Origin of the sequence: Mariprofundus sp. KV, from assembly GCF_013387475.1 — a bacterium.
GTDB lineage: Bacteria > Pseudomonadota > Zetaproteobacteria > Mariprofundales > Mariprofundaceae > Mariprofundus.
Map to the genome: position 1 here is coordinate 79,277 of NZ_VWNB01000006.1, position 24,808 is coordinate 104,084.

General features: G+C 52.7%; 21 protein-coding genes. 5 read left to right on the forward strand and 16 right to left on the reverse strand.

Annotated elements, in window-relative coordinates; all coding sequences use genetic code 11:
* Nucleotides 1-20: 20 nt before the first annotated feature.
* The 7 genes from eno to F3F93_RS06305 form a co-directional block, all read right to left on the reverse strand.
* Nucleotides 21-1,304, reverse strand: a complete 1,284-nt coding sequence (eno, locus tag F3F93_RS06275; protein ID WP_176958314.1) for a phosphopyruvate hydratase — start codon at nt 1,302-1,304, stop codon at nt 21-23.
* Nucleotides 1,305-1,389: 85 nt separating this feature from the next.
* The gene (gene kdsA / locus F3F93_RS06280) at nt 1,390-2,214 is read right to left on the reverse strand and encodes a 3-deoxy-8-phosphooctulonate synthase (RefSeq protein ID WP_176958315.1); all 825 of its coding nucleotides are present in this window, start codon (nt 2,212-2,214) and stop codon (nt 1,390-1,392) included.
* Nucleotides 2,214-3,848 carry a CTP synthase gene (locus F3F93_RS06285; RefSeq protein WP_176958316.1) on the reverse strand — a complete coding sequence of 545 codons (1,635 nt, stop codon included), beginning with the start codon at nt 3,846-3,848 and terminating at the stop codon, nt 2,214-2,216. Before F3F93_RS06285 ends, kdsA begins: the two co-directional genes overlap by 1 nt.
* Before the next feature lie 66 nt (nt 3,849-3,914).
* On the reverse strand, nt 3,915-7,805 hold the full coding sequence (gene purL, locus F3F93_RS06290) for a phosphoribosylformylglycinamidine synthase (RefSeq protein ID WP_176958317.1): 3,891 nt from the start codon (nt 7,803-7,805) through the stop codon (nt 3,915-3,917).
* A gap of 132 nt (nt 7,806-7,937) precedes the next feature.
* The gene (rplS, locus tag F3F93_RS06295) at nt 7,938-8,306 is read right to left on the reverse strand and encodes a 50S ribosomal protein L19 (RefSeq protein WP_176958318.1); all 369 of its coding nucleotides are present in this window, start codon (nt 8,304-8,306) and stop codon (nt 7,938-7,940) included.
* Nucleotides 8,307-8,349: 43 nt separating this feature from the next.
* Entirely contained in the window at nt 8,350-8,880 is a 531-nt protein-coding gene (locus F3F93_RS06300; protein ID WP_176958319.1) for an RNA methyltransferase, read from the reverse strand.
* Nucleotides 8,881-8,941: 61 nt separating this feature from the next.
* Nucleotides 8,942-9,619 carry a rhomboid family intramembrane serine protease gene (locus F3F93_RS06305; RefSeq protein ID WP_176958320.1) on the reverse strand — a complete coding sequence of 226 codons (678 nt, stop codon included), beginning with the start codon at nt 9,617-9,619 and terminating at the stop codon, nt 8,942-8,944.
* 126 nt (nt 9,620-9,745) lie between these two features.
* Between F3F93_RS06305 and F3F93_RS06310 the strand changes: the two genes are divergently transcribed.
* A complete protein-coding gene (locus F3F93_RS06310) occupies nt 9,746-10,603 on the forward strand; it encodes a S1-like domain-containing RNA-binding protein (RefSeq protein ID WP_176958321.1) in 858 nt (285 codons plus the stop codon).
* An 83-nt stretch (nt 10,604-10,686) separates the two neighbouring features.
* Nucleotides 10,687-11,514 (forward strand): NYN domain-containing protein, encoded by an 828-nt coding sequence (locus tag F3F93_RS06315; protein WP_176958322.1) that lies wholly within the window; start codon nt 10,687-10,689, stop codon nt 11,512-11,514.
* Nucleotides 11,515-12,314: 800 nt separating this feature from the next.
* Here the strand turns inward: F3F93_RS06315 and F3F93_RS06320 are convergent.
* Nucleotides 12,315-14,711 carry a Tex family protein gene (locus tag F3F93_RS06320; RefSeq protein ID WP_176958323.1) on the reverse strand — a complete coding sequence of 799 codons (2,397 nt, stop codon included), beginning with the start codon at nt 14,709-14,711 and terminating at the stop codon, nt 12,315-12,317.
* A 419-nt stretch (nt 14,712-15,130) separates the two neighbouring features.
* Nucleotides 15,131-16,498, reverse strand: a complete 1,368-nt coding sequence (locus tag F3F93_RS06325; RefSeq protein ID WP_241697018.1) for a hypothetical protein — start codon at nt 16,496-16,498, stop codon at nt 15,131-15,133.
* A 476-nt stretch (nt 16,499-16,974) separates the two neighbouring features.
* Between F3F93_RS06325 and F3F93_RS06330 the strand changes: the two genes are divergently transcribed.
* Nucleotides 16,975-17,868, forward strand: a complete 894-nt coding sequence (locus tag F3F93_RS06330; RefSeq protein WP_176958324.1) for a DMT family transporter — start codon at nt 16,975-16,977, stop codon at nt 17,866-17,868.
* A 34-nt stretch (nt 17,869-17,902) separates the two neighbouring features.
* Here the strand turns inward: F3F93_RS06330 and F3F93_RS06335 are convergent, their stop codons facing one another.
* The 5 genes from F3F93_RS06335 to F3F93_RS06355 form a co-directional block, all read right to left on the reverse strand.
* A complete protein-coding gene (locus F3F93_RS06335) occupies nt 17,903-19,948 on the reverse strand; it encodes a PAS domain-containing sensor histidine kinase (RefSeq protein WP_176958325.1) in 2,046 nt (681 codons plus the stop codon).
* A 197-nt stretch (nt 19,949-20,145) separates the two neighbouring features.
* Entirely contained in the window at nt 20,146-20,541 is a 396-nt protein-coding gene (locus F3F93_RS06340; protein WP_176958326.1) for a hypothetical protein, read from the reverse strand.
* A gap of 23 nt (nt 20,542-20,564) precedes the next feature.
* Entirely contained in the window at nt 20,565-20,798 is a 234-nt protein-coding gene (locus tag F3F93_RS06345) for a DUF2892 domain-containing protein (protein WP_176958327.1), read from the reverse strand.
* Between the two features lie 15 nt (nt 20,799-20,813).
* Entirely contained in the window at nt 20,814-21,290 is a 477-nt protein-coding gene (locus F3F93_RS06350) for a hypothetical protein (RefSeq protein ID WP_176958328.1), read from the reverse strand.
* Nucleotides 21,291-21,312: 22 nt separating this feature from the next.
* Nucleotides 21,313-21,768: a MarR family transcriptional regulator gene (locus tag F3F93_RS06355; protein WP_176958329.1), complete on the reverse strand. Its 456-nt coding sequence runs from the start codon at nt 21,766-21,768 to the stop codon at nt 21,313-21,315.
* A gap of 94 nt (nt 21,769-21,862) precedes the next feature.
* On the opposite strand from F3F93_RS06355, the gene rlmJ reads away from it, so the two are divergent.
* On the forward strand, nt 21,863-22,735 hold the full coding sequence (rlmJ, locus tag F3F93_RS06360) for a 23S rRNA (adenine(2030)-N(6))-methyltransferase RlmJ (protein WP_241697019.1): 873 nt from the start codon (nt 21,863-21,865) through the stop codon (nt 22,733-22,735).
* Between the two features lie 95 nt (nt 22,736-22,830).
* Nucleotides 22,831-23,475, forward strand: coding sequence for a 2OG-Fe(II) oxygenase (locus tag F3F93_RS06365; RefSeq protein ID WP_176958330.1), 645 nt, complete (start codon nt 22,831-22,833; stop codon nt 23,473-23,475).
* 19 nt (nt 23,476-23,494) lie between these two features.
* On the opposite strand, the gene F3F93_RS06370 is transcribed toward F3F93_RS06365, so the two are convergent.
* Nucleotides 23,495-23,776, reverse strand: coding sequence for a pyrimidine/purine nucleoside phosphorylase (locus F3F93_RS06370; RefSeq protein ID WP_176958331.1), 282 nt, complete (start codon nt 23,774-23,776; stop codon nt 23,495-23,497).
* A gap of 187 nt (nt 23,777-23,963) precedes the next feature.
* A complete protein-coding gene (speB, locus tag F3F93_RS06375) occupies nt 23,964-24,806 on the reverse strand; it encodes an agmatinase (protein ID WP_176958332.1) in 843 nt (280 codons plus the stop codon).
* Nucleotides 24,807-24,808 lie beyond the last annotated feature (2 nt).

Here is a 24,808-nt window from a genome sequence, read left to right on the forward strand (position 1 = left end):
GCGCGGCCTTCTCTCCCCAATCAGGAAGAGAGACCGAAAGCAGCATGGCCGGCGAAACGTGCAGCACTACCAAGCTCCTCTTCAATACGCAGCAGCTGATTATATTTTGCCATACGATCTGAGCGCGATGCCGAACCGGTCTTGATCTGACCGGTTGAGAGTGCCACGGCCAGATCAGCAATAGTTGCATCCTCGGTCTCACCCGAGCGGTGGCTCATCATGCAGCGGTAGCCTGCATCGTGTGCCATGTTCACCGCAGCGATCGTCTCGGTCAGCGTGCCGATCTGGTTGACCTTCACCAGCAGCGCGTTGGCAATACCCTTATCGATGCCCTCTTTGAGAATCGCAGGATTGGTTACAAACAGATCATCACCGACCAGCTGCACACGTTTGCCGACACGTTCAGTCAACAGTTTCCAGCCATCCCAGTCATTCTCGTCCAGACCATCTTCAATGGAGACAATCGGATACTGTCTGCAGAGTGAGTCAATCAGATCAACCATACCTGCAGCGTCAAGCTTGCGGTTGCCTTCACCGGCCAGCACATACATGCCGTCACGGTAGAATTCAGATGCAGCCATATCCGAACAGATCACAATATCGGAGCCAGCCTTCAGGCCTGCTTTCTCAATCGCTTCAAGGATAACGGTGATACCCTCTTCATTGGATCCGAGATTCGGGGCAAAACCGCCCTCATCACCCACGGCAGTGATATGACCACCGGCTTTAAGTACAGATTTCAGCGCATGGAAAACTTCAGCACCCATATCCATCGATTCAGCGAATGAGGATGCACCGGCAGGTGCGATCATGTACTCCTGAAAATCGATACTGTTATCAGCGTGGGAACCGCCATTGATCACGTTCATGCACGGAACCGGCATCAGATTGGCATCAGCGCCACCGAGATAACGGAACAGCGACTGGCCATTCTCTGTGGCCTGTGCCTTGGCTACAGCCATCGATACACCGAGAATCGCATTCGCACCCAGACGTCCTTTGTTTGCTGTACCATCAAGCTTAATCAGTGCGTTATCCAGAGCCGCCAGATCAGCTGCATCCATACCTTTCACAGCCGCTGCAATAGCACCATTGACATTGGCCACAGCATTTTTAACACCTTTACCTTCAAGGCGGGAGCCGCCATCGCGCAGCTCTACGGCTTCGCGCGAACCTGTGGAGGCACCACTTGGAACTGCTGCACGTGCAAAGGCACCACCAGCCAGTGTTACATCAACCTCAACGGTTGGGTTACCACGAGAATCAAAAATTTCCCGTCCATGGACTTTTACAATTTCACTCACTCTCTTATCTCCTGTGTCCGACCCGATTGCCGAACATCTTTCTTTCGTTTCAATTTATTTCGGCAGGTCATCCTGACCGGTGCCGTTAACTCTCTTTGGCGATCTCATCCAACCGTTTCAGGCGGTTCAGCAGCTTCGGCAGATCAGCCAGGGCCAGCGAATTGGGACCATCGGAGAGTGCTTTATCCGGATCCGGATGCACCTCCATAAATAGTGCTGCAATGCCTGTGGCCACAGCAGCCTGTGACAGACCCGGCACAAATTCGCGATTACCGCCGGTTGCACCACCAAGGCCACCCGGCTGTTGTACCGAATGGGTGGCATCAAAAACAAGTGGTGCGCCAAACTCTTTCATCACCAGCAGCGAGCGCATATCCGACACAAGATTATTGTAGCCAAAACTTGCGCCTCGCTCACAGAGCATGATCTGGTTATTACCGGTCGCCAGCGCCTTATCGAGCACATGTTTCATATCCCAGGGAGCCAGAAACTGCCCCTTCTTGATATTCACAGGTTTACCGGTCTCTGCCACAGCCTGAATAAAATCGGTCTGACGACAGAGAAATGCCGGGGTCTGTAGTATGTCGGCGACCTCGGCCACTGCTTTAGCCTGCTCAGGCGTATGCACATCAGTGATAATCGGCAGACCGAGATCATCCTTAACCCGTTGCAGAATCTTCAGCCCCTCATCAAGACCGGGGCCTCGAAAACCATCTTTGCTTGTACGGTTGGCTTTATCAAAGCTCGATTTGAACACCAGCGGCACACCCGCATCTGCAGCGATCGCAGCAATCGCTTCGGCTGTTTTCAGGGTAAAGGATTCACCTTCAATGACACATGGCCCGGCAAAAAGAACCAATGGCAGATGATTGGCGATCCTGATGTCGCCTACAGAGACGACTGAAGCCATCAGATCGTCGCCTTCTCTTTACTGGCACCTACAAATGCTGCAAACAGAGGATGCGGCTTGTATGGGCGCGACAAGAACTCGGGATGGAACTGGCAAGCAACAAACCATGGATGATCAGCCACCTCTACCATCTCCACCAGCGAATTATCCGGCAGTGTACCTGATACAATCAGGCCTGCCTCTTCAAGTTGAGTACGGTAGGTGTTGTTAAACTCATAACGGTGACGGTGACGCTCACGAATCTCACTCTCGCCGTAGGCAGCAAAAGCATGTGTACCTTCAATCACCTTGCATGGATAGCCACCGAGCCGCATTGTGCCGCCCAGGTCGCTGTCGAAGTCACGCTGAACACGACTGCCCTCCTGCTCCCACTCGGTCATCAATGCGATGACAGGCTGCTCGGCACGTTCATCAAACTCACTGCTGATCGCTTTATCAAGGCCAGCGACATGACGTGCGAATTCAACCACAGCCAGCTGCATACCCAGACAGATACCGAGGAACGGTACGCCGTTTTCACGCGCATATCGGATCGCTGCAATCTTGCCTTCTGTGCCACGCTCACCAAAACCGCCCGGCACCAGGATACCATCCATACCTTCCAGACAACCGGTGCCCTTTTTCTCCAGCGATTCAGCATCGAAATATTTTATTTTAACACGCACGCCATTGCTCATGCCGCCATGAATCAACGCTTCATTGACCGATTTGTAGGCATCTGCAAGTTCAACATATTTGCCAACCATGGCGATGCTGATCTCCTGCTCAGGCTCTCTGATCTCGCGGCAGATGTTCTCCCAGACAGAGAGATCCGGCTCAGGTGTATCCATGCCGAAATGATCAAGCACAACTTTACCAAGACCACCCTCACGCAGCGTTAACGGCACGCCGTAGATCGTATCGACATCAGGCGCATCAATGACTGCATCGCGATCAACATTACAGAACAGGGCAATCTTATCTTTCTGACCCTTTGGAATCGGATGCTCGGACCTGCACAGCAACACATCCGGCTGGATACCGATTTCACGCAACTTCTGCACCGAGTGCTGAGTCGGCTTGGATTTAATCTCACCGGCTGATTTGATGTAAGGCAGCAGGGTAAGGTGAATATAGGCAGTATTTTTACGACCCAGATCAAAACGCAGCTGACGAATCGCTTCGAGGAACGGCTGCGACTCGATATCACCGACCGTGCCACCGATCTCAACCAGTGCGATATCCACATCTTCAGAGCGCAGTGAGAGAATAGCATTCTTGATCGCATCGGTAATATGGGGAATCACCTGCACTGTGGCGCCCAGATAATCACCACGGCGCTCACGACGAATCACCGACTCGTAAATACGGCCGCTGGTGAAGTTGGAGCGTTTGGACATCGTGGCGTGAGTGAAACGTTCATAGTGACCCAGATCAAGGTCGGTCTCAGCACCATCATCGGTGACAAAAACCTCACCGTGCTGAAACGGACTCATGGTGCCGGGATCCACATTGATATAGGGGTCAAGCTTCTGCATCGTGACCTTCAGACCACGTGCTTCAAAGAGGGCCGCAAGAGAGGCGGCAGCGATACCTTTGCCGAGTGATGAGACCACCCCGCCGGTTACAAAAACGAATCGAGTATTATTATTCATGACGGGGCGGCAAGTTATCAGAACCTGCCACCCTTCGCCAGTTAAAAGCGCTTAACAGACGGGCGGTCAGCACCATTTTCTGGCATTGCGGAACATGCGCATCCACGGGCCATCCTCTCCCCAGCCTTGCGGCTTCCAGGAGTACTGGGAACTACGGAACAGACGCTCGGGATGCGGCATCATAATCGTGAAACGGCCATCGGCAGTGGTAAAACCGGTCAAACCATTCGGCGAGCCGTTCGGGTTATGCGGATAGCTTGTTGCAGCGGCACCATCAGGGCCAAGATAACGCAGTGCCGAGAGGGCATTGGCCTGCTGATCAGCTGTAGCAAATTCAGCTCTGCCCTCGCCATGAGCGACGACCAGCGGCATTTTCGAGCCAGCCATACCATCAAGGAAGATCGAAGGCGACTGGAGCACCTCCACCTGCAGCAGGCGCGCCTCGAACTGCTCTGAGCGGTTACGCTCAAAACTCGGCCAGTTTTCAGCACCCGGAATAATGGTTTTCAGACCACTCATCATCTGACAGCCGTTACAGACACCCAGCGCAAACGAGTCACTGCGATGGAAGAAGGCATCAAACTGATCACGCGCCCGCCCATTAAACATCACCGAGTTGGCCCAGCCGCGCCCGGCACCGAGCACATCACCAAAGGAGAAACCACCACAGGCCACCAGCCCCTGAAACTCATCAAGGCTGCGACGTCCTGCAATGACATCGGACATATGCAGATCGACACAATCAAAACCGGCCCGATCAAAGGCAGCAGCCATCTCAACCTGACCGTTTACCCCCTGCTCTCGAAGCACAGCCATTTTCGGCCTCGCCTTACCAATATAGGGGGCAGTGATATCCTCTTGCGGATCAAAAGTAAGTTCTGAAAACAGTCCGTCATCTTCGGTATTCGCGATCGCGTTAAATGCCTCTTCAGCACAGGATGGGTTATCACGCAGTGCCTGCATACGGAAGCTGGTCTCAGCCCATAACTGCTGCAGAACCTGTACATTTTCACTGTAAACAGCGTGATCATGGCAAGCCATAACAATGCGCCCATCGTTGCGCGGATGACCGATAATATGAGCCACATGGGCAAGCCCATGATCAGCAAGAAGCACCAGTACCCTTTCACGATCAGCACGGCGGATCTGAATCACAGCCCCCAACTCTTCGGAGAAGAGGACGCGTGCCTCATCACCGCTCTGGTCACCCATCAATGTCTCCAGATGAATTTTCAGACCTGTACGGGCAGCAAAGGCCATCTCCGCCAGTGCGGCAAACAGACCACCATCAGAGCGATCATGGTACGCCAGCAGAAGCCCTTCACTATTCAAACACTGGATACCATTGAAAAAGGCTTTCAGCAGTGCCGCATCATCAACATCAGGGACGGCTTCACCGGTCACACCATAAACCTGCGCCAGTGCAGAGCCACCCAGACGATGCTGGCCATCACCCAGATCAAGCAGAATCAGATCGCTGTCACCCTGATCCAGTTGCAGTTCAGGCGTGAGTGTTTTACGGATATCAGAGACCGGAGCAAATGCAGAGATAATCAGCGACAGCGGTGAGAACATCTCACGCTTGCCATCTTCATGTTGCCAGACCGATTTCATTGAGAGTGAATCTTTACCCACAGGGATGGAGATACCGAGTTCAGGACAGAGCTCCATACCCACCGCTTTCACGGTATCAAACAGACGCGCATCCTCACCTTCGTGACCACAAGCCGCCATCCAGTTGGCCGAGAGCTTGATGTCACCGATTTTTTCAACCGCTGCGGCAGCAACATTGGTCAGCGCCTCACCAATTGCCATGCGGCCGGAGGCCGGCGCATCGAGAACGGCAATGGGGGTGCGTTCACCCATGCACATCGCTTCACCTGTATAGTTCGTATAATCGGTTGCAGTTACCGCCACATCTGCGACCGGCACCTGCCATCTGCCAACCATCTGATCACGGGCTACAAGGCCGGTGATGGAGCGGTCACCAATGGTGATCAGAAACTCTTTACTGCCCACCGCAGGCAGACGCATGACGCGCTGAACCGCCTCATTCAGATCAATGGCACTCAGATCCAGAACTTCATGTTTGCTTGGTGTGTGGGTGACCTCACGCACCATCTTCGGCGGCTTACCAAGCAGCACATTCAGTGAGATATCAACCGGCTGATTATCAAATTCAGGATCATGAACCGTAAGATCGCGCTGCTCTCTGGCTTCACCAAGCACAGCAAACAGGCAGCGCTCACGCTCACACAGCTCTGTAAACAGGGCGCGAGATTCAGGTGCAATGGCCAGCATGTAGCGCTCCTGCGCCTCATTACACCAGATCTGCATCGGGCTCATGCCCGGCTCCATATTGTGCACAGCACGCAGATCAACCCAGCCGCCACGGCCTGCATCATCAATCAATTCAGGCACGGCATTGGAGAGACCACCGGCACCGATATCATGGATAAAGAGAATCGGGTTGTTATCACCCATCTGCCAGCAGCGATCCAGAACCTCCTGACAACGACGCTCCATCTCAGGGTTGCCGCGCTGTACGGAATCAAAATCAAGGGACTCGGCATTGGCACCTGTATCCATACTCGATGCAGCACCACCACCAAGACCGATCAACATGGCCGGACCACCCAACTGAATAATCAGACTGCCAACCGGCACCTCTTTTTTATAGACATGGCGGGCATCGATATTACCAACACCACCGGCGATCATGATCGGTTTGTGATAACCACGCAGCTCCCCTGCCACCTCCTGCTCATAGGTGCGGAAATAACCGGCAAGGTTCGGACGGCCAAATTCATTGTTAAAGGCTGCAGCACCAATCGGACCATCAATCATAATATCGAGTGCCGAGACAATACGATCGGGCTTGCCGTAATCGACCTCCCACGGCTGCTCAAATCCGGGAATGCGAAGATTGGAAACGGAGAAACCGCACAGACCCGCCTTCGGCTTGGAGCCGATGCCGGTCGCCCCCTCATCGCGAATCTCGCCACCGGAACCGGTAGCAGCACCGGCAAACGGAGAGATGGCCGTAGGATGATTGTGCGTCTCCACCTTCATCAGAATGTGCAGATCATCATCATGTGCTTTGTAGTGGCCATCGCGATCCGGATAGAAGCGTTTAGACTTGCCGCCTTCAATCACCGAGGAGTTATCACTATAAGCGACCAGCGTGCCTTCAGGATTAAGCTGATGGGTATTGCGAATCATCGCAAACAGGGAGCGATCCATTGGCTCGCCATCGATCACCCAGTCGGCATTAAAAATCTTGTGGCGGCAGTGCTCGGAGTTGGCCTGGGCAAACATCATCAACTCGGCATCGGAGGGGTTGCGCTCAAGGCGCGTGAAATTCTCAAGCAGATAATCGATCTCATCTTCGGCCAGCGCCAGCCCCAGTTCTCGATTGGCCGTTTCAAGGGCTGCACGACCACCGCCCAGCAGGTCTATTTTGACCAGCGGTGCCGGTGCATGATGGGCAAAGAGAAGATCAAGTTCATTGACATCGGAGAGTACCGACTCAGTCATGCGATCATGCAGCAGCGCGGAGACCTCGGCATGCAGCTCGTGTGGCACACCACTGATATGGTAGACAATACCACGCTCCAGACGAACCAGCGCGTCCAGGCCACAGAGACCTGCAATATCGGTAGCCTTGGATGACCACGGGCTGATCGTGCCGATACGCGGCACCACAATAAACAGGTTATCGGCTGCATGATCGCCAAACAGATCGACCTCATCACCCAGCAGCTCGGCAAGACGTTTCGTATCATCAGCAGCCCAGCCGGCAGCCACCTCTGCTACATGGATAAAGTCGGCCTGAATCGCTGTATCGGCAACTCCCAGCGCTTTTATCGCGGCAAGCAGCTTATCTCGCCGAAAGTCGGAGAGCGCGCTTTTACCTTTGAGTGTAATAATCGGGGTTGAGGAGGTCTGATCGGTCATATCCGCATCCTATGATCTCACGAACGGAAACCAAGCAGAAAATTCAAGGTGTATGATGGCCTGTGAGAAAAAGAAAAAGGGGAGCCGAAGCCCCCCTTTAAATCCTGTTGCCTGATAACAACCGGTCTGGTCTTAGTAGCGACGCTCGCGGATACGGGCAGCCTTACCACGCAGATCACGCAGGTAGTAGAGCTTGGCACGACGAACACGGCCGTGACGAACTACAGTAATACTCTCCAACATCGGAGAGTGCAGCGGGAATACACGCTCAACACCAACACTGTTGGAAATCTTGCGGACAGTGAAGCTGCTGGAGATGCCTTTGTTATGACGGGCGATAACAACACCCTCATAGGCCTGCAGACGTTCAGTCCTCACTACGCCATTTTTGGTGTCTTTAAAATCGATAAGACGTACGTTTACGCGGACGGTATCGCCCTCACGGAAAGACGGGATATCATCACGTAGCTGATCTTTAGTTACATCATCCAGTGCACGCATTTTGTTTTGCCTCCAAACTTAACCACTGTCGGGCCTATATTTTTCAACCTTTTTTCAAGCGATCCAGATAAATCGCCAAGGCAGCCCGTACAGAAAGGTGGCGCACTTTACCGATACCTTCTATCGGTGACAACCATCCATTTGCATCTGGCATGTTTTCGCTATCCAGACCCCAACCTGTTCCCAGCACAATCAGGTGTTTTCCAGCCATTCTCGGGATCTCTGAGGGCTCAATCGTCTGCCCCTGCGGCGGCGTCGCTGAGGTGTACCAGAGCTTGTAGTCATCCAATCCAGGAATCTCCTCAATGGATTTGACGCAGCGAATCGCCTGCAATACCTCACGGCGGCCGGGATTACGCTCACCGCCTGCCCCATTGAGATAGTAATCTGTCATGTCGTGAATCAGCGCATGCATGCCATCGGCCGGATGCACCAGGAAGACCGGTGCCACATCATAAAAGGCACAGCAGCGTGCAAAATCGTGCACATCAATCGAGGTAATGGCGGTGGTTCCCGTCTCCCCTGTGCGGGTAAGGATAGGATGATGAACCAGTGCTACAGCAATTTCAGACATGGCGGCAGCTTAAACGCTCTTCTTTCCTACGCAAAGAAGATGATGAACAGGCAGGCCTGATCTATTTCCGATTTACAGGCTGCTGCGGAGTCTGCGGTAATTTGTAATCCTTCAGCTTGGTTGGCAAGGCCTTCTTCTTTCTGGCCTTTATCTTCTCAATTCGACGCAGGTTCTGCTGCGTATAGATCTGATAGAAAGCATTAAAAGCCAGCAGCCCTACCAGTGCACCGAAGATGTGTACCTGCCAGGGGGGGATATAACCGCGCGGCATATCCAGAGATGGTGGCATCAGCCCCAGATACTCCACGGCAACCTTTCCGATCAGCACCGCCAGAAGTGCATAACCGAGAACGAACTGCAGATTAAAACCTCTGCTCTCAACAATCAGGTACCAGCTAACCACCATCCAGAGCATCATCACCATCGCCGACGCACCACGAAAATACTCCATAGCCGGCACCATCAGAACCACCAGCGCCGTAATCACCGGCATGGCAAACACAAGCGCGATCAGCAGGTGCAGCACCCTGGTAAAGCGGCCGACGACAAGTGCGAGAAAAAAGAGCGTGCCGACGTCGGTTATCATATGACCACGGGAGTAGTGAACCAGATGCGCGCTCCACAGCCGCCACCATTCACCATTAAGAATGGCAAAGCGGTCAAATGCCAGCCGATCAAACTGATCGGGAACAAGAAACCAGAGAGCCGCAGTGGCGAGGATAAAGAGCAGACCAACCATGAGCCAAGAGTACGTCTTTAGATGTTTGGCGCAATGATACCCGTGTCACTGCAGGGGTTAACTCTTCGATGCAGTCGGGCCGTTTTACGTGTACCTTCGCCCTATTCTTCTACAGGGATGTATTTTATGACAGATATCGGCCGACTGAACAGACTGAAAGTGGTGAAAGAGCTGGATTTCGGTGTCTATCTCGATGGCGGTGAGCTGGGCGAAATTCTGATGCCAATCCGTTATGTGCCTGTGCCGTGCAATATTGGCGACGAGCTTGAAGTTTTTGTCTATCGTGATTCCGAAGATCGACTGATCGCCACGACAGAAAAACCTTTCGCCATGGTTGGAGAGTTTGCCCTGCTCAAGGTTGTCTCTGTCACCAGCATGGGGGCCTTTCTTAACTGGGGGCTGATGAAAGATCTGCTGGTACCGTTCGGAGAGCAGAAACCGCGCATGGAGGAGGGTAAATCCTACGTTGTGCGCATCTATCTCGATGAGGAGAGCAATCGCATTGTCGGCTCGGCCAGACTCGATGATTTCCTCTACCGAGAATCCGAGGGCGAACTTGAGGCGGGAGAAGAGGTCTCCATCTTTATCTCCAACAAGAGTGATCTCGGTTATCAGGTGATTGTTAATGACACCTACTGGGGCCTGCTGCACAACAATGAGGTTGCGGTACCTCCCCGCCGCGGAGAGCGCCTGACCGGTTACATCAAAAACATTCGAGAGGATGGTCGCATCGACCTCTGTCTGCACAGCCAGCCAAGTGAGAAGACCGATGATGTTTCTCAGTTGATTATCCGTGCACTCAGAAAAAATGACGGTTTTATCACCACCACCGACAAAAGTTCGCCAGAAGAGATTCAACAGCAGTTCGGCGTCAGCAAAAAGATGTATAAAAAGGCCGTGGGTGCCCTCTATAAAAAGAAACAGATCACAATTGAGACCGATGGCATTCGTCTGCTCAATGCATGGGGCAGGAAAGAGAGTTAACGCTGGCAGTAACGGCAACCCTCAGCAGCTATACGTGCCAGAGAGGACAGATTTCAATCAAATTCCACCCCTTCGGAGGTTTTATGAGCGATAAAAACAAGACCCGCAGCATGGCGCTGTTTTGCGATTTCGAGAATGTTGCTCTCGGGGTGCAGGATGCAAAGTATGCTGCCTTCGATATTCAGAAAGTGATGGAACGTCTACTCCTTAAAGGCAACATCGTCGTTAAGAAGGCCTACTGCGACTGGGAGCGCTACAAGAAATTTAAAGCCCCCATGCATGAGGCCTCCTTCGAACTGATTGAAATTCCTCATGTGCGCCAGAGCGGTAAAAACTCTGCGGATATACGCATGGTCGTTGATGCCCTCGACCTCTGTTACACCAAATCGCATGTGGATACCTTTGTTATCATCTCGGGCGACTCCGATTTTTCACCACTGGTATCCAAGCTGCGCGAAAATGACAAGGTGGTGATCGGTGTCGGCGTAAAGAACTCGACATCCGACCTGCTCACCTCCAACTGTGATGAGTTTATCTATTACGATGATCTGGTTCGCGACTCCGAAACCAGAGGTAAAGCCAAACGCAAGCGCAGCAGTACCAAGCCCAGGAGCAAGGCCGCCAGCCCGGATGTAAAAGAGGATCCCGAAACGCTGAAACAGGAGGGGATCGATCTGGTGATGGCAACGCTGGAGGATCTGTTTAAAGAGCGCGGCGAAGAGGAGAAGGTGTGGGGTTCGATGGTCAAACAGACACTGAAACGGCGTCAGCCCGGCTTCTCCGAGAGCTACCACGGCTTCCGCAGCTTCGGCCAGCTGCTCGATGAAGCGCAGGCGCGTGGCCTGCTGGTGCTTGAACTGGATGAAAAGTCTGGGGGTTACATCATCAAAAGCTTCTCGCAAGACGAATAACACCCTGCCCGGCCTCCGCAACAGGGCAAAAGAGCTTCATCGTGGAAGCCCTGGAAAACAGTCTTAGTAAATCAGAACTGAAGGCGCGTTCTCTCTTGCTATGATGGTGGTATTTTTTTCATCTCTTTTAATTCGGGCCGTCATGGCCCTCACCCTGCAGACGAGCTAAAGCTCGACCAAACGGCTCCTGCCTTTTTGTCCAAAAAAGAGAGCAGCAAAAACAATTCAGTAGCTGTGCGGATAATCTGTAATTGTGCGACGAACAAAAAAAAGGCCCCGGGGGAGGGTCCGGGGCCATATTTGCACTTCTCAACACGAGTATAAATCAGTATCCGGAGGGTTAGGAGGGAGGGGAGGGAAAACCGACTCCGGACAACCCGTACGTTAGTGCGACTGTGTGATACCACTATGAATTGCCCATGAAAAAAAATTCATGCTTACTGTTGCAGATTAATGTGCCACTTTTGCAATGTTGGCATCATATATGCTCATAGATTGATAACGGTTCGTTACACTGGTTTTATGGCTTATAAGGTTGGGCCGATGCGTACTGAACGGGAGCTCGTCTATCCTCGCTGTGTGAATCCCGAATTCGGGATACCTGATGCGGGGATGCTGCGCCCACCTTTTCGTAAAGGGTTCAGATCGTTATAGGCCATAATACCAGTGCAATGATCACGACAACTTAACGAAGGCCTGCCTCTCCCCCTCCCCCCCCCAGGCAGGCCTTTTCGTTTCCCTCGTAAAACTTACACAGTCACATGCTCAAAAAAAGGAGAAGCAGAGCTCGCCTTTAACGATCAGTTATCAGCCAATGCCTTGGCGAAGGCGGCCTCCAAAGCGCTCATTGGCTTTTTCTTGTTGCGTTCCAGCTTCTGTTTCACCTGATCTTTGGCCGTTTTAGGCTTGTTGGGGCGCGAAGCTTTCTGATGTGAGCTGTTCGAACGTGGCCGGTCACCCTCTTTGCCACCACGACCACGAGAAGTGCGACCACCTTCTGAACGGGGCTCTTTCTCAACTGCCCCCGGCTGATCATCCAGACGCATGGTCAGGGATATGCGCTTACGCTTGGCATCCACTTCCAGCACCTTCACCTGCACCACTGCACCGGTCTTGACCACCTTACGGGGATCATCGACAAACTGACTGGTCAGCGCGGAGATGTGGACAAGTCCGTCCTGATGCACACCGATATCAACAAATGCGCCGAAATTGGCAACGTTGGTCACCACTCCTTCCAGGATCATGCCTTCACGCAGATCGCGTATCTCTTTTACTCCAGACTTGAACTTCGCGGTCTTAAACTCAGGACGAGGATCACGGCCAGGCTTCTCCAACTCCAGCAGAATATCGGAGACGGTGATCTGCCCAAATTTCTCATCCGCATAATCGGCTGCTTTCAGCTGCTGCAGAAACTCGCGGTTACCCATCAGTTCAGCCACCGCCCGGCCTGTTCGGGCCACGATCTTCTCCACCACAGGATAGGCCTCCGGATGCACCGCAGAGGCATCCAGTGGATTATTACCCTTATTGATACGCAAAAATCCGGCTGCCTGCTCAAAGCTTTTCGGCCCGATGCCCTGCACTTTGAGAAGCTGCTGGCGATTGTTGAAAGCCCCCTTCTCATCACGGAAACGAACAATATTTTCTGCCATCGAACGACTCAAACCTGCCACATGGGTCAGCAGTGCTGCCGAGGCTGTATTGATATCTACACCGACGTGGTTCACACAATCCTCAACTACGCCATCCAGACTGCGAGCCAACTGACTCTGGCTGACATCGTGCTGATACTGACCGACTCCAATCGATTTCGGCTCAATCTTCACCAGTTCTGCCAGCGGATCCTGTAGCCTGCGGGCAATGGATACTGCCCCGCGCAGGGATACATCCAGATCAGGAAACTCCTGAGCTGCTGCTGCAGAGGCTGAATAGACCGATGCACCGGCTTCAGAAACCGTCACCTGGGTAAGATGCAGCTGCGCAAAGCGTTCGCGCAGCTCTTTCACCAGCGTCTCGGTTTCACGCGAGGCTGTACCGTTACCGATTGCAACCAGATCCACATGGTGTTTATCGGCCAGCACAGCCAGTGCCGCAATCGCCTCATCCCAGCGTTTGGCCGGGGCGTGCGGATAGATGGTCGTGGTATCAAGCACTCTGCCGGTAGGGTCGACCACTGCCACCTTCACACCGGTACGCAGACCCGGATCAAGCCCCATCGTGGCACGCTGTCCGGCCGGTGCAGCCAGCAGAAGATCGCGCAGGTTATTGGCAAACACCCTGATCGCCTCCTCCTCAGCCTTCTGGCGCAACTCGATAAACAGGTCGAGCTCAAGGCGCATCAACAGCTTCACCTTCCATGCCCAGCGCACGGTCTCCAGCAACCAGCTATCGGCAGCCCTGCCGCGATCACTGATTCGGAAATGGCTGGCTATTGCAGATTCACAGTGACCGGCCGTTGTACGGCTTTCAGCCTCATGATCCTCAAGCATCTTCACGCTGAGAATGCCATCGTTGCGCCCACGAAACAGCGCCAGCGCCCGATGCGATGGAATGCGTTTCAGCGGTTCACGATAATCAAAGTAATCGGCGAACTTGGCACCCTCCTCCTCTCTGCCGGTGATGACCGTGCTGACCAGCAGTGCATGTTTACTGAGGTAGTCACGCAAGCGACCGATCAGGTCGGCATCTTCACCGAACTTCTCCATCAGGATTTGACGTGCACCATCAAGGGCAAGCTCACCACTCTCGATGCTGTGCTCAAGATTGATGTATGACTCTGCCAGAGTCGTCGGATTCTGCGCAGGATCGGCCAGCAGTAATTCAGCGAGAGGCTCAAGACCCGCCTCTCGGGCGATCTGCGCCTTGGTGCGGCGCTTTGGCTTATAGGGAAGATAGAGATCCTCCAGACGCGCCATGGTTTCAGCCGCCTTGATCACCTTCTCCAGCTCAGGGGTAAGCTTCTCCTGCTCTGAGATCGATTTGAGGATTGTAGCCCGGCGCGACTCCAGGTCGCGCAGGTAACGCAGGCGCTCTTCAAGATAACGCAGCTGGGTATCATCCAGCCCGCCGGTCACCTCTTTACGATAACGGGCAATAAACGGCACCGTTGCACCACCATCCAGAAGCCCGACAGCTGCCACAATCTGGCGCTCGTTGACGTTCAACTCTTTGGCGATCCGCAGTTCAATTCGCATGGTTTCTCCCGAAACAAAACAGTGTGTAGCAGCATCCTCGGCAACCCCGAAGTCGGCGGCAGTTTATAGCCAGTTTTTGAGAAAGAAACGGGCAATACTCTCTGCCACTTTTAGATATAATAAAAAGGCCCCGACATCAGTCGGGGCCTTACTATTCTCCATCAGGAGAACGAATGTCCGGAGAAATCGAGGGAGGGGAGGGAGGGTGATCGGCTCCGGACAACCGGGACAATGCGCAGTTGCGGGTTAGCCTCTTGTGAATCAACCATGAAGATTACTTCATCCGCTCAAAGAGGTTTAGTTTGCTTATCTATATATACTATCTATACTAGTAACACCAACAAGTTACCGAAGGCCTGCCACCCTCCCCTCCCCCGGCAGGCCTTTTCGTTTATCCTTCCTCAGTTATGCACAGCCTGTCAGCGAAAGGTGGCTCGCCACTCACCAAAATCATCGCGGAAGACCCGGTAATCAACGACTGTATCAAAGGCAAGCTTCTGCTCATTGCCTTTTGCAACCTCCAGATCACAGACCCCTTTTACCTGCAACCTGTAGGGCCAGTATTCATGGGTTGTATTAAAGCGGCCCTGCCTGATGATGCGTATAGTGGAGATCTTCACATCTTCAGCATAACCCTGATGCACATCTCTCAACCAGCTTAGCGGAATGCCATTATCCACACTCTTCTGAACCAGACCTCTGAGCTCGAAAAACTCCGGCGCTATATATGATCTGGCCCTCGCAGCCATATCGCGGGCATGACGGAACCCGGGTACAAAACGGTCGGCCTTGTCAAAGGCAATAGCCGCCTGATCAAACTCCTGACGATCCATCAAACGCTCACCCTCGCGGTAGGACCTGCGAGCATCCTCGCGATTGGCAAGGTCGGTGTAGTGAGTAGCCAGTTGCGTCGCATCGCGGAAATCGGGGACAAAGCCGAGTGCGGCGGTAAAAGCTGCGGCTGCATCCCTGTAGTGGTGTGCCTCTGCCAGCCGTTCACCCTGCAGATAGTTGGCAAGCGCATCCTCCTGGTCAGCGATTGCCATGTATTTCATGGACAACTGATGGGCATCTTTAAAACCGCGAATAAAGGCATCGGCTCTGGCAAAGGCAGTGGCGGCAGCGCGGTGGTCATGGGTGCGGATCGCCTGCCCCCCTTTTGCATACTCGATTCTCGCATCAGCCAGATCGGCAAGGTGTTTGGTCTCAGCGGCCAGTTTGATGGCATCCCTGTAACCACTCACAAAGGAGAGGGCCTGGTTAAACTCCTGTGTTGCCTGACGATAATCTCTGGCCGCCTGATAGCGCTTACCATTGCCGTAATGGCCTGCAGCAGCCCGCTCATAAGCCTCATCACGCAGGGCTGCCACATCGTGCTGGCGAATTGCCAACAGCTGGTTCATCGCTGCTCGCCTGGCCCTGGTCACCTGCACTTTTTGTGCATAGGTGCGCATCGCATCCTGAATGCTCTGTACGGTACGATTCATGTCGATGATGCGATCATAACCATAAGCAGCCCGGTCCCAGTTGGCCGCAGCCCTGTAGTGGTCTATCTCTGTCAGCTTCTGCGCAAATGCATGTTCTGCAATGGCGGGAAACAGGGCGATGGCTTTATGGTTGCCAATCTCTGCATGAAGCGAGTGTGAGGCCTGATCAAAAGCCGAGGCATAATCCCCCTTCTGCATACTCTGCTCGGCCAGCTTCTGATTTTTCTCTGATACCGATGCACAGCTGACGAGTAACAATAACGCCGCAAGGATCACCATAACCTGTTTCATCAACTGCATCTGACCACCTCCAATCATCACATTGCCGACAATACATCAGAGTTTGATAAGCAACAGTCCATTTTTCACCCCCTTAAGCGTTGCCACTCCACCACGGAAAAACCATGGTGGGCCATTTTGCCACACATGTGTGTCACTTTGTTGACGAAAGGGCCTTGCACGCCACCATTGCCCGCATGAATACAAACGTTTCACGTAAGAAGATTGCACCTTTCGGTTGGCTAGTGGCCCGCCGAACTGCTTCCCTGTGTCCAAGCGTATTCTGATTCACTAAAGAAATTACTGCTGCTGAAACGGCCACGGGTTTTGCTGAATCCGTGGCCGTTTTTTTTGGTCTGCATTTTAAAACTTTTACCACGAAGGCACAGAGACACAAAGTAAGAGCAGAGACTTAGATTGTTCTCTCATACATCTTCTTCATAGGGTCTCTTTGTGCCCTTTGTGTCTTCGTGGTTATTCATAAACAGGAGAAAACCATGTCTGTGCCATCGGCGTATTTAGGCGTCATTATCATCTGGAGCACCACCCCGCTTGCCATTCTGTGGAGCAGCCAGGAGGTCGGATTTGTTTTCGGTGTTACCAGCCGAATGCTGATCGGCGCTGTGCTGGCACTCATTGTGGCAGCACTACTGGGTTCCGGACTTAAATGGCACCGTCGCGCCCTGCTCGCCTACACTGCGGCGGCTATCGGTATCTATGGCGGCATGATCAGCGCCTATTGGTCTGCTCAATTTATTCCGACAGGCTGGATCTCTGTCATCTTCGGCCTGTCGCCGCTGTTTACTGCTTTGATGGCGCAGCTGTGGCTTAAAAGTGAGACGCTGACCGCAACGAAAAGCATTGGCATGCTGACAGGGCTTATTGGCCTGGCGATGATCTTCGGCAGCAGCCTTGAGCTTAACGATCAAGCGGCCCTGGGTGTGGCTGGCATGTTGATCTCAGTAATCATCCATTGTGGTAGTGCAGTATGGATCAAGCGTATCAATGCAGAGCTGCCTGCCATTGTCATGACCAGTGGCGGACTGCTGTTTGCAGCACCACTGTTTCTGATGACATGGTTTTTTGCCGGGGCTGAACTGCCTGGTGAAATATCCATTCGCACATTCGCTGCGATCGGCTACCTTGCCCTGCTCGGTTCAGTATTGGGATTTGCTCTCTACTACTATGTACTGAGCAAGGTGGAGGCGACCAAAGTTGCGCTATTGACCCTGATCACACCCCTCAGTGCTCTGGGGCTGGGTCATCTGTTTAACAATGAGCCGATAACCCTGAACATCATCGCGGGAACAGTTTTGATTCTCTCTGGTCTTGCTGTCTTTGAATTCAGCAATCAGGCCGGACGCATCAGAGCCCGTTTCCTGCGTTACTAAGTACAGTCAGGGCTCTGCAGTGTCAGAGCCCTGATCACCCATCACGAGCCGCAATCATCTCGCCTACGGCTGCTGCTAATGCAGAGATCTGGAATGGCTTATTCATCACGCAACTCTGTTGAGTATCTTCAGCCAGCAGACGCCTCTGTTCAGCCCCTCCCTCATAACCACTGATATAGATTGCCGGCATATTCTGATCTATAGCCCTGACCGCATCAATAAAGTCGATGCCACCCATTTTCGGCATCACAATATCGGTAATAATCAGTGCAATCTCCTTTGCCCTGGATTGAAACAGCTGTAGCGCCTCTTCGCCATCGCCAGCCTCAATCACCTGATAGCCATGGCTCTCCAGCACCTCGCGCAGGGTATGACGCAGGGATGCCTCATCATCGACCAATAGAATAAGTCCACCTATTGATGCAGCAGTAGAAACATGTTCTTCCAACACATCACGCTGCCCCTCACTTTCACTCAGTGGCAGATAGATTGAAAAGGTGGTACTCCACCCCTCATCGGCTCCAGCCTCAATCACGCCACCATGTCCACTGACGGCACCATAGACCATCGCCAGACCTAACCCCGTACCTTCGCCAACCCCTTTGGTGGTATAAAAGGGCTCAAATATTTTGGATGCCTGCTCCGGATCTATGCCCACCCCGTTATCTGAAACGCTGATTCTGGCAAAATGATCTCCCTGCAGGTCAGGATGCCGTTTACGAAAAATATCATTGGCATAAAAACGACTGAGTGTGCAGCGAGTCTTTGGCTTCTGAACGTTCGCCACGGCATCACAGGCATTACCCACCAGATTCATCATCACCTGTTGAAACTGTGTTGCATTCCCATAGATAAACAGTTCGTCATCACAGAAATCTGTTTCATGTACAATGTTTTCAGGAATAATCGATTTCGCCAGTCGGTACCCATCCCGCATAAATTTATTAAGCGAGAAGATACGTTTCTCAAGCTGATCCTTTCTGGCAAAGGTAAGCAGCTGCTGAATCATCTCCGAGCCCTGATCGGTAAGTGCATCCACACTGCTTAATCGCTCAGCACACCTCTTCTGATCATCCATTTCGCCTCTTGCCAGATAGGTGTGACCTTTAACTGCCGCCAGAATATTATTGAAATCATGGGCGATACCGCCAACGAGCGTCCCGAGTGCCTCCATCTTTTGAGACTGCAACAGCTGCTCTTCGAGCTCCTGACGCTCCGTCATATCCTGCTGCACACTAACATAGGCAGCAATCTCACCCTGATCGTTAAGAATGGGTGAAACTGTCATCGCCACCGGATAAAAGCTGCCATCCTTACGGCGATCTATCAGCGTGCCGCGCCAGGTCTGACCCGATACAATCGTTTGCCATAACTGCTGATAGACCGATGCATCCTGAGCTGAACTTTTCAGCATCGAAGGCTTTTTACCCATCAACTCCTGTGCCGAATAACCTGATACCCGCTCCAGTGCCGGATTCACATACTCGATAATCCCATTGCGATCGGTCAGCAAGATCAGCTCATCAGCATGCTCAACAACCTGAGACAGCTTCTCCAGCAACCGCTGCGATTTCACCTGACTGGTGACATTGATGATGGTGGCGGTATAGGCGTGGCAGCCCAGCGATGCGTCAAAATGCCCCTGGTGATTCCAGTGGAACTCCACCTTGGATTTTTCGCCTGTTTTGGAGTTAAAAGATCCCGATACTGCCTGAGTTAATCTACCACTCTCTACCAGTTGTGCGAATGACGTCTGCAGTGAGCTTCGACAAAGATCACTCGAGCAGAACTTCCACAGGTGGGAACCCAGCAACTCATCTTTACTACATCCAAGGATGTCGCATATCTTTTGATTGGCAAACAGTAATTGGCCTGAGCTGTTGCATTGAACAACGCCATAGGGCATCGCATCGAGAATGGAACGGCACTGGGCAAGACTCGTTTGCACACGATCTTTGGCCAGGCCAATCAGGAACCCGGCTACGCCACCAACCATCATAGGCACCAGAAATCTGAATATCTCATCCTCATGCCCTGTGCCATGCAGAGCAATCCGGCCAAACAATGGCACTATCGTCATGCCCACAAGGGCGTATTTTATTCGTTTCTGCATCCAGCAATTCCCCGGGATGCTATTCCTTAACACTCCCGTATAACTTCACATAAACATATTCTAAATTGATATCATATTGGCACATTACATCTAACCACCATACAGACAACCGTCACCAGCCGCGGCATATTGTCGCAGACCTCACTCGATTACAGCATCAAAGCTTACTGTGCGTGTCTGCCAATCAACTGACGATAGGCCAGAATAAATATCACCGTCCAGATGGTGGAACGCAGTGTCATTGCTGCTACTGTGCGCATCTCATAGGCACCATCAGCAAAGATATGCAGGCCAAAAGCGGCAAAAACCAACAATGTGGCAACTGCAATCACCAGAGCGAGACCCGCAGCCCATGGCTTGCGCAGGGCGAGACCGACACCCGCAATCAGATAGACAAACCCAGCAGTAAAGTTAAACCAGAGCACAAAGGGTACATAGTTGCCTGCTGCAACCCTGTAACTCTCATCACCGAACAGTACTTGCCCGCCTGATTTGATGGTTAAGATGCCAAAGATGATGGCTACGGCGGCGGCAAGCCAGATGATCACTTTACTGGTCATGGATAGACTCTGATTCATATGAATCAGCTTTCGCAGCTGCCACAGGCACCACCGGGTTTCACACCCAGCTTGATAAGGATCTTCTCCATCAGGCACCAGCGGGTAAAGCCGGACTGAAAGAGGTTGGCACCCACAAACAGGGTGAACCAGAGCCAGGTCGGCTCGTTCAGCACTGAGCCGTTATAGATTGAGCTCAGGGTTACTGAGAGCATGATAAAAAATCCTGCGATAATTCGAATTACGCGTTCTGTAGTCATTATATTCTCCTTTCTCTACTTATTGATTGTTACTTCAGGCAGCTGGAAGCTGGCGTGGCAGGCGATGCAGTTGTTCATGGTTTCAGCCAGCTTCAGCTGAATCTTCTTAGACGGCTCTCCTGCCCTGGCCATATTGGCGATATCATCAAAGGCGTAGTGGGTGCCAAAGCCAAGTTTTTTAAACTCCAGTGGCAATTTGGCACGAAGTCTGAAATCGACGGTAGCGATGGCAGCACTGCCGATGGGGCGAGCCGCCGCCTCTACAGCTGCCAGATCATCATTGGCCAGTGCCTCAACAACCGTTTGGGTTGTCTCGAGCAGCAGCCTCATCTCCTCCAGCACAGCCTGTCGCTCTGCCGGTTCAAGAATGACAGCCGTGCGGCCATCTTCTGCTTTCTCTGTGTTGCCGAGTACAATCACCTTGAATGCCCCCGCAGCCAATATTGTTAGCAACACTCCAATGGCGATCCAGTGCGGTGTAGTTTTTTTCATTATATTCTCCTTGTCTCTTTGATTATCTGATTGCAATTAATCGTTCTGAAATCGCTTTCAGTGTTTTGATGGTAATCGCCTTCTCTGCATCGGGAATATCACTGAGCACCTCCAGCTGGAAATCTCGTACCAGCGGAATCATCACTGCCAGCGCCTGATGCCCCGCATCAGTCAATCCCACGCGAAAGCAGCGCCGATCATCCGGGCATGGATTGCGCTCCACCAATCCCTTCTTCACCAGCCCGTCGATACGGCGGGTGATGGTGGTTTTATCACGCATCAAAAGCTGTGTGATCTCCACCTGTGTCATCGGCCCCTGCTTCATCAGGCGAAACAGAATGCCGAAATCCTGAGCCGCCAACGGGTAGCCGTTGGCACTGAAACGTCTGGCAATCTCTTCGGTCATCAGAAATGCCGTGCGATTCACATTCAGGCCGATCGCCTGCTCCAGCTGAAAATCCAGAATTGATTCACTCATACTTCTCTCCTGTGGGCCGAACCTTACGCACTTTAGTTGCATGTTACAACTATTGTATTATGCATCTTATTGCTTGCGCTATCCGCTATGCATTATGAAGCGATCCATTCAGAGTGGCGCCATGCTCAGCTATCAACACTCCTACCATGCCGGCAATCACGCCGATCTGTTGAAACATATCATTCTCGGCGATGTGGTGGCCGGCATGTTCAATAAAGAGAAGCCAATGTTTATGCTCGATGCCTTTGCCAGCCGTGGCATCTATGCACTGGATTCAGAGCAGGCGCTGAAGAACAGGGAGTTTGAGAGCGGTATCGGCAAACTCTGGGAGCTGCGTAATCATGCCAGCCCACAAGGGGTAGCGCGCTGGTTCAAGCTGATCGCCGCAGAAAATCCGGAGGGTGGATTCAACCGCTTTCCCGGCTCCACCGCGCTGCTGCATCATATGGCTCGAGAAGGGGATCGCCTCACTGCCTGCGATCTGCATCCGCAGGAGTTTGATAAACTGCGTGGCTCATTTCAGGCCAATCGCAGATTCAGCCTGCTTAAGCGAGACGCCTTTGAGGCACTCAAAGCGCTATTGCCGCCGAAAGAGAAACGCGGCCTGATCTTTCTTGATCCCTCCTATGAGGTGAAAGAGGAGTATCGGTCTATCGCCAAAGCGGTAATTGAGGCGCACCGCCGATTTGCAACCGGTGTTTATGTGATCTGGTATCCGCTGCTACCGGCTCAGCGCCACCTTGATCTGTTCAGAGCGCTGAAATCTTCAGGCATGCGAAAAATCCTGCGCATTGAACTCGATTGCGGCGACTGCTTTCCCGAGATGCAGATGTATGGCTCAGGCATGCTGATCGTTAATCCCCCCTGGCATGCTGAAAAGCCGATGCAGGATTCACTGGACTGGATCTGTGAACACCTGACCGCTGGCAGAGGAACAAAGCAGTATGGCTGGCTGGTGCCTGAGTAGCGCAACGCGCACAACAACTATTGCCTGAAAGGGCACGCCAATCGATAATGATGACGCCTTAAATCCGGGTGATAAAATATGATCGTGGGTACCAAATGATCCAAACAGTGACTACCGACAACGGCTCATCGAACAAATTCGACCGAATCGTATCTGATCTGATCGAGACGGGGCTATCTATCTGCGATGATTTTCTCTCACCGCTGCTGGTCGCCAGCATCTCCAGAGAGGCTCATGAACTGTATAATGAGGGTGCCTTCCGCCATGCCAGGGTTGGACGCGGAGCTTCCATGCAGTTGCGTCCGGAGATCCGAAATGACCGGGTGCTATGGCTGGAGAGTGAGAAGCCGACTGCCGTTCAGCTCCCCTATCTCCTCGATCTGGAGACGCTGCGCAGAGAGATTAACCGCAACCTCTATCTGGGACTGTTCGAATTCGAAGGACACTTTGCACTCTATCCACCGGGCGCCTCCTATGACATCCACTACGACCGCTTTATCGGATCAATGCAGCGCGTTGTCACCTGCATCCTCTACCTTAATCAGGAGTGGCAGGAGGAGGATGGCGGCGCACTGAAGATATATGAGGGAAACGATGCCAGCGACCTGCCCCTGCCCATGCAGATTCTGCCGCTGGGCGGCAGATTGGTCACCTTTATCAGCGAGCGGTTCCCGCATGAGGTGCTGCCATCAAGGCGCGATCGTCTGAGCCTGACCGGCTGGTTCCGTATTCGTTCATAACTCCCCTGCGGGGAGCGAATTATCTATACAGGCAGAGGTAGGCGGACTGGCCGATGGAGCGAACGCCGAAGCTCACACCCTTCTCAACAGTGAACTGATCACCGGCCACGTAGGAGACCCAGACATCGGTGCCCGGATGTTTAACATCGAGTTGACCGGAGGTGACCGACATAATCTCTCTGGATGAGGTGCCGAATTCGTACTCACCCTCAGCCATGACACCGATCGTTGCAGGCCCATCTGCTGTTGCAAATGCGATGGATTTCACATTGCCATCGAAGTATTCGTTGGTTCTGAACATAAGATATTCCTTTATCAGTTGATTTAAGGATACTCTGAAAAAGTCAGAGTATCCGAGCAGGCTATGGATGGCCTGCCAACATCATGCACTCTCAGTGCTTGATGTTGTGAGCAAAGGAATAATGACACTTTTTCCTTTGCCTGCTGAATACCTACACGGATGTAGTTATTCAGAGCATCCTTAAATTTTAAGCGATGTCGCTGCCAGCCAGCAGCAGCATCTCACGTACCGCCTTGGCCGCCAGCACTGAAGAGCAGCCGGAGCTATCCAGCATCGGTGCAAGCTCAACCGCATCGAGCGCAACAATATCAACCGCATGCATCACCTTGATAAAGCGGTTGAATGTCCACCAGTCGATGCCACCCGGTTCGGGGGTACCGGTACCGGAGAAGCAGGCCGGATCGAAAACATCCAGATCAACAGTCAGGTAAACCGGCCGCTCAGCGATCCACTCAACCAGCTCATCGAGATCATCAGCCCGGAATGTGGTCAGCGTACCGAAACTGTTCATCACCTCATACTCACGTTTGGTGCCCGAGCGGATACCGAGCTGGCGAATATTCTCATCACCAATCAATTCGGAGATACGACGCATCACACAGGCGTGGGAGAGCTCAGTACCGAGATAATCTTCACGCTGATCGGCATGGGCATCCAGCTGTACCACCACCAGATCGGGATACTTCTCATAGACCATCTCAACCGCAGGCAGTGTCACCAGATGTTCGCCACCAAGAATAAAGGGGATCACATCATCATTCAGACACTCATCCACCGTTTCCCTGATAATGGCGAGCACCGATTTGGTATCGCCCATCGGCAGTTCAAGATCGCCCGCATCGGCGTAGTGAATCGATTCCAGATCACTATCGAGGTAGGGGGAGTAGGTCTCAACACCATCAGAAGCGTCGCGAATGGCGGCAGGGCCGAATCTTGCGCCGGGGCGGAATGAGACGGTACCGTCAAACGGGGCGCCGATAATGCGAATATCGTGGGGCTCTTTCAGATCCCGATCAGTAAAATCAAACATGG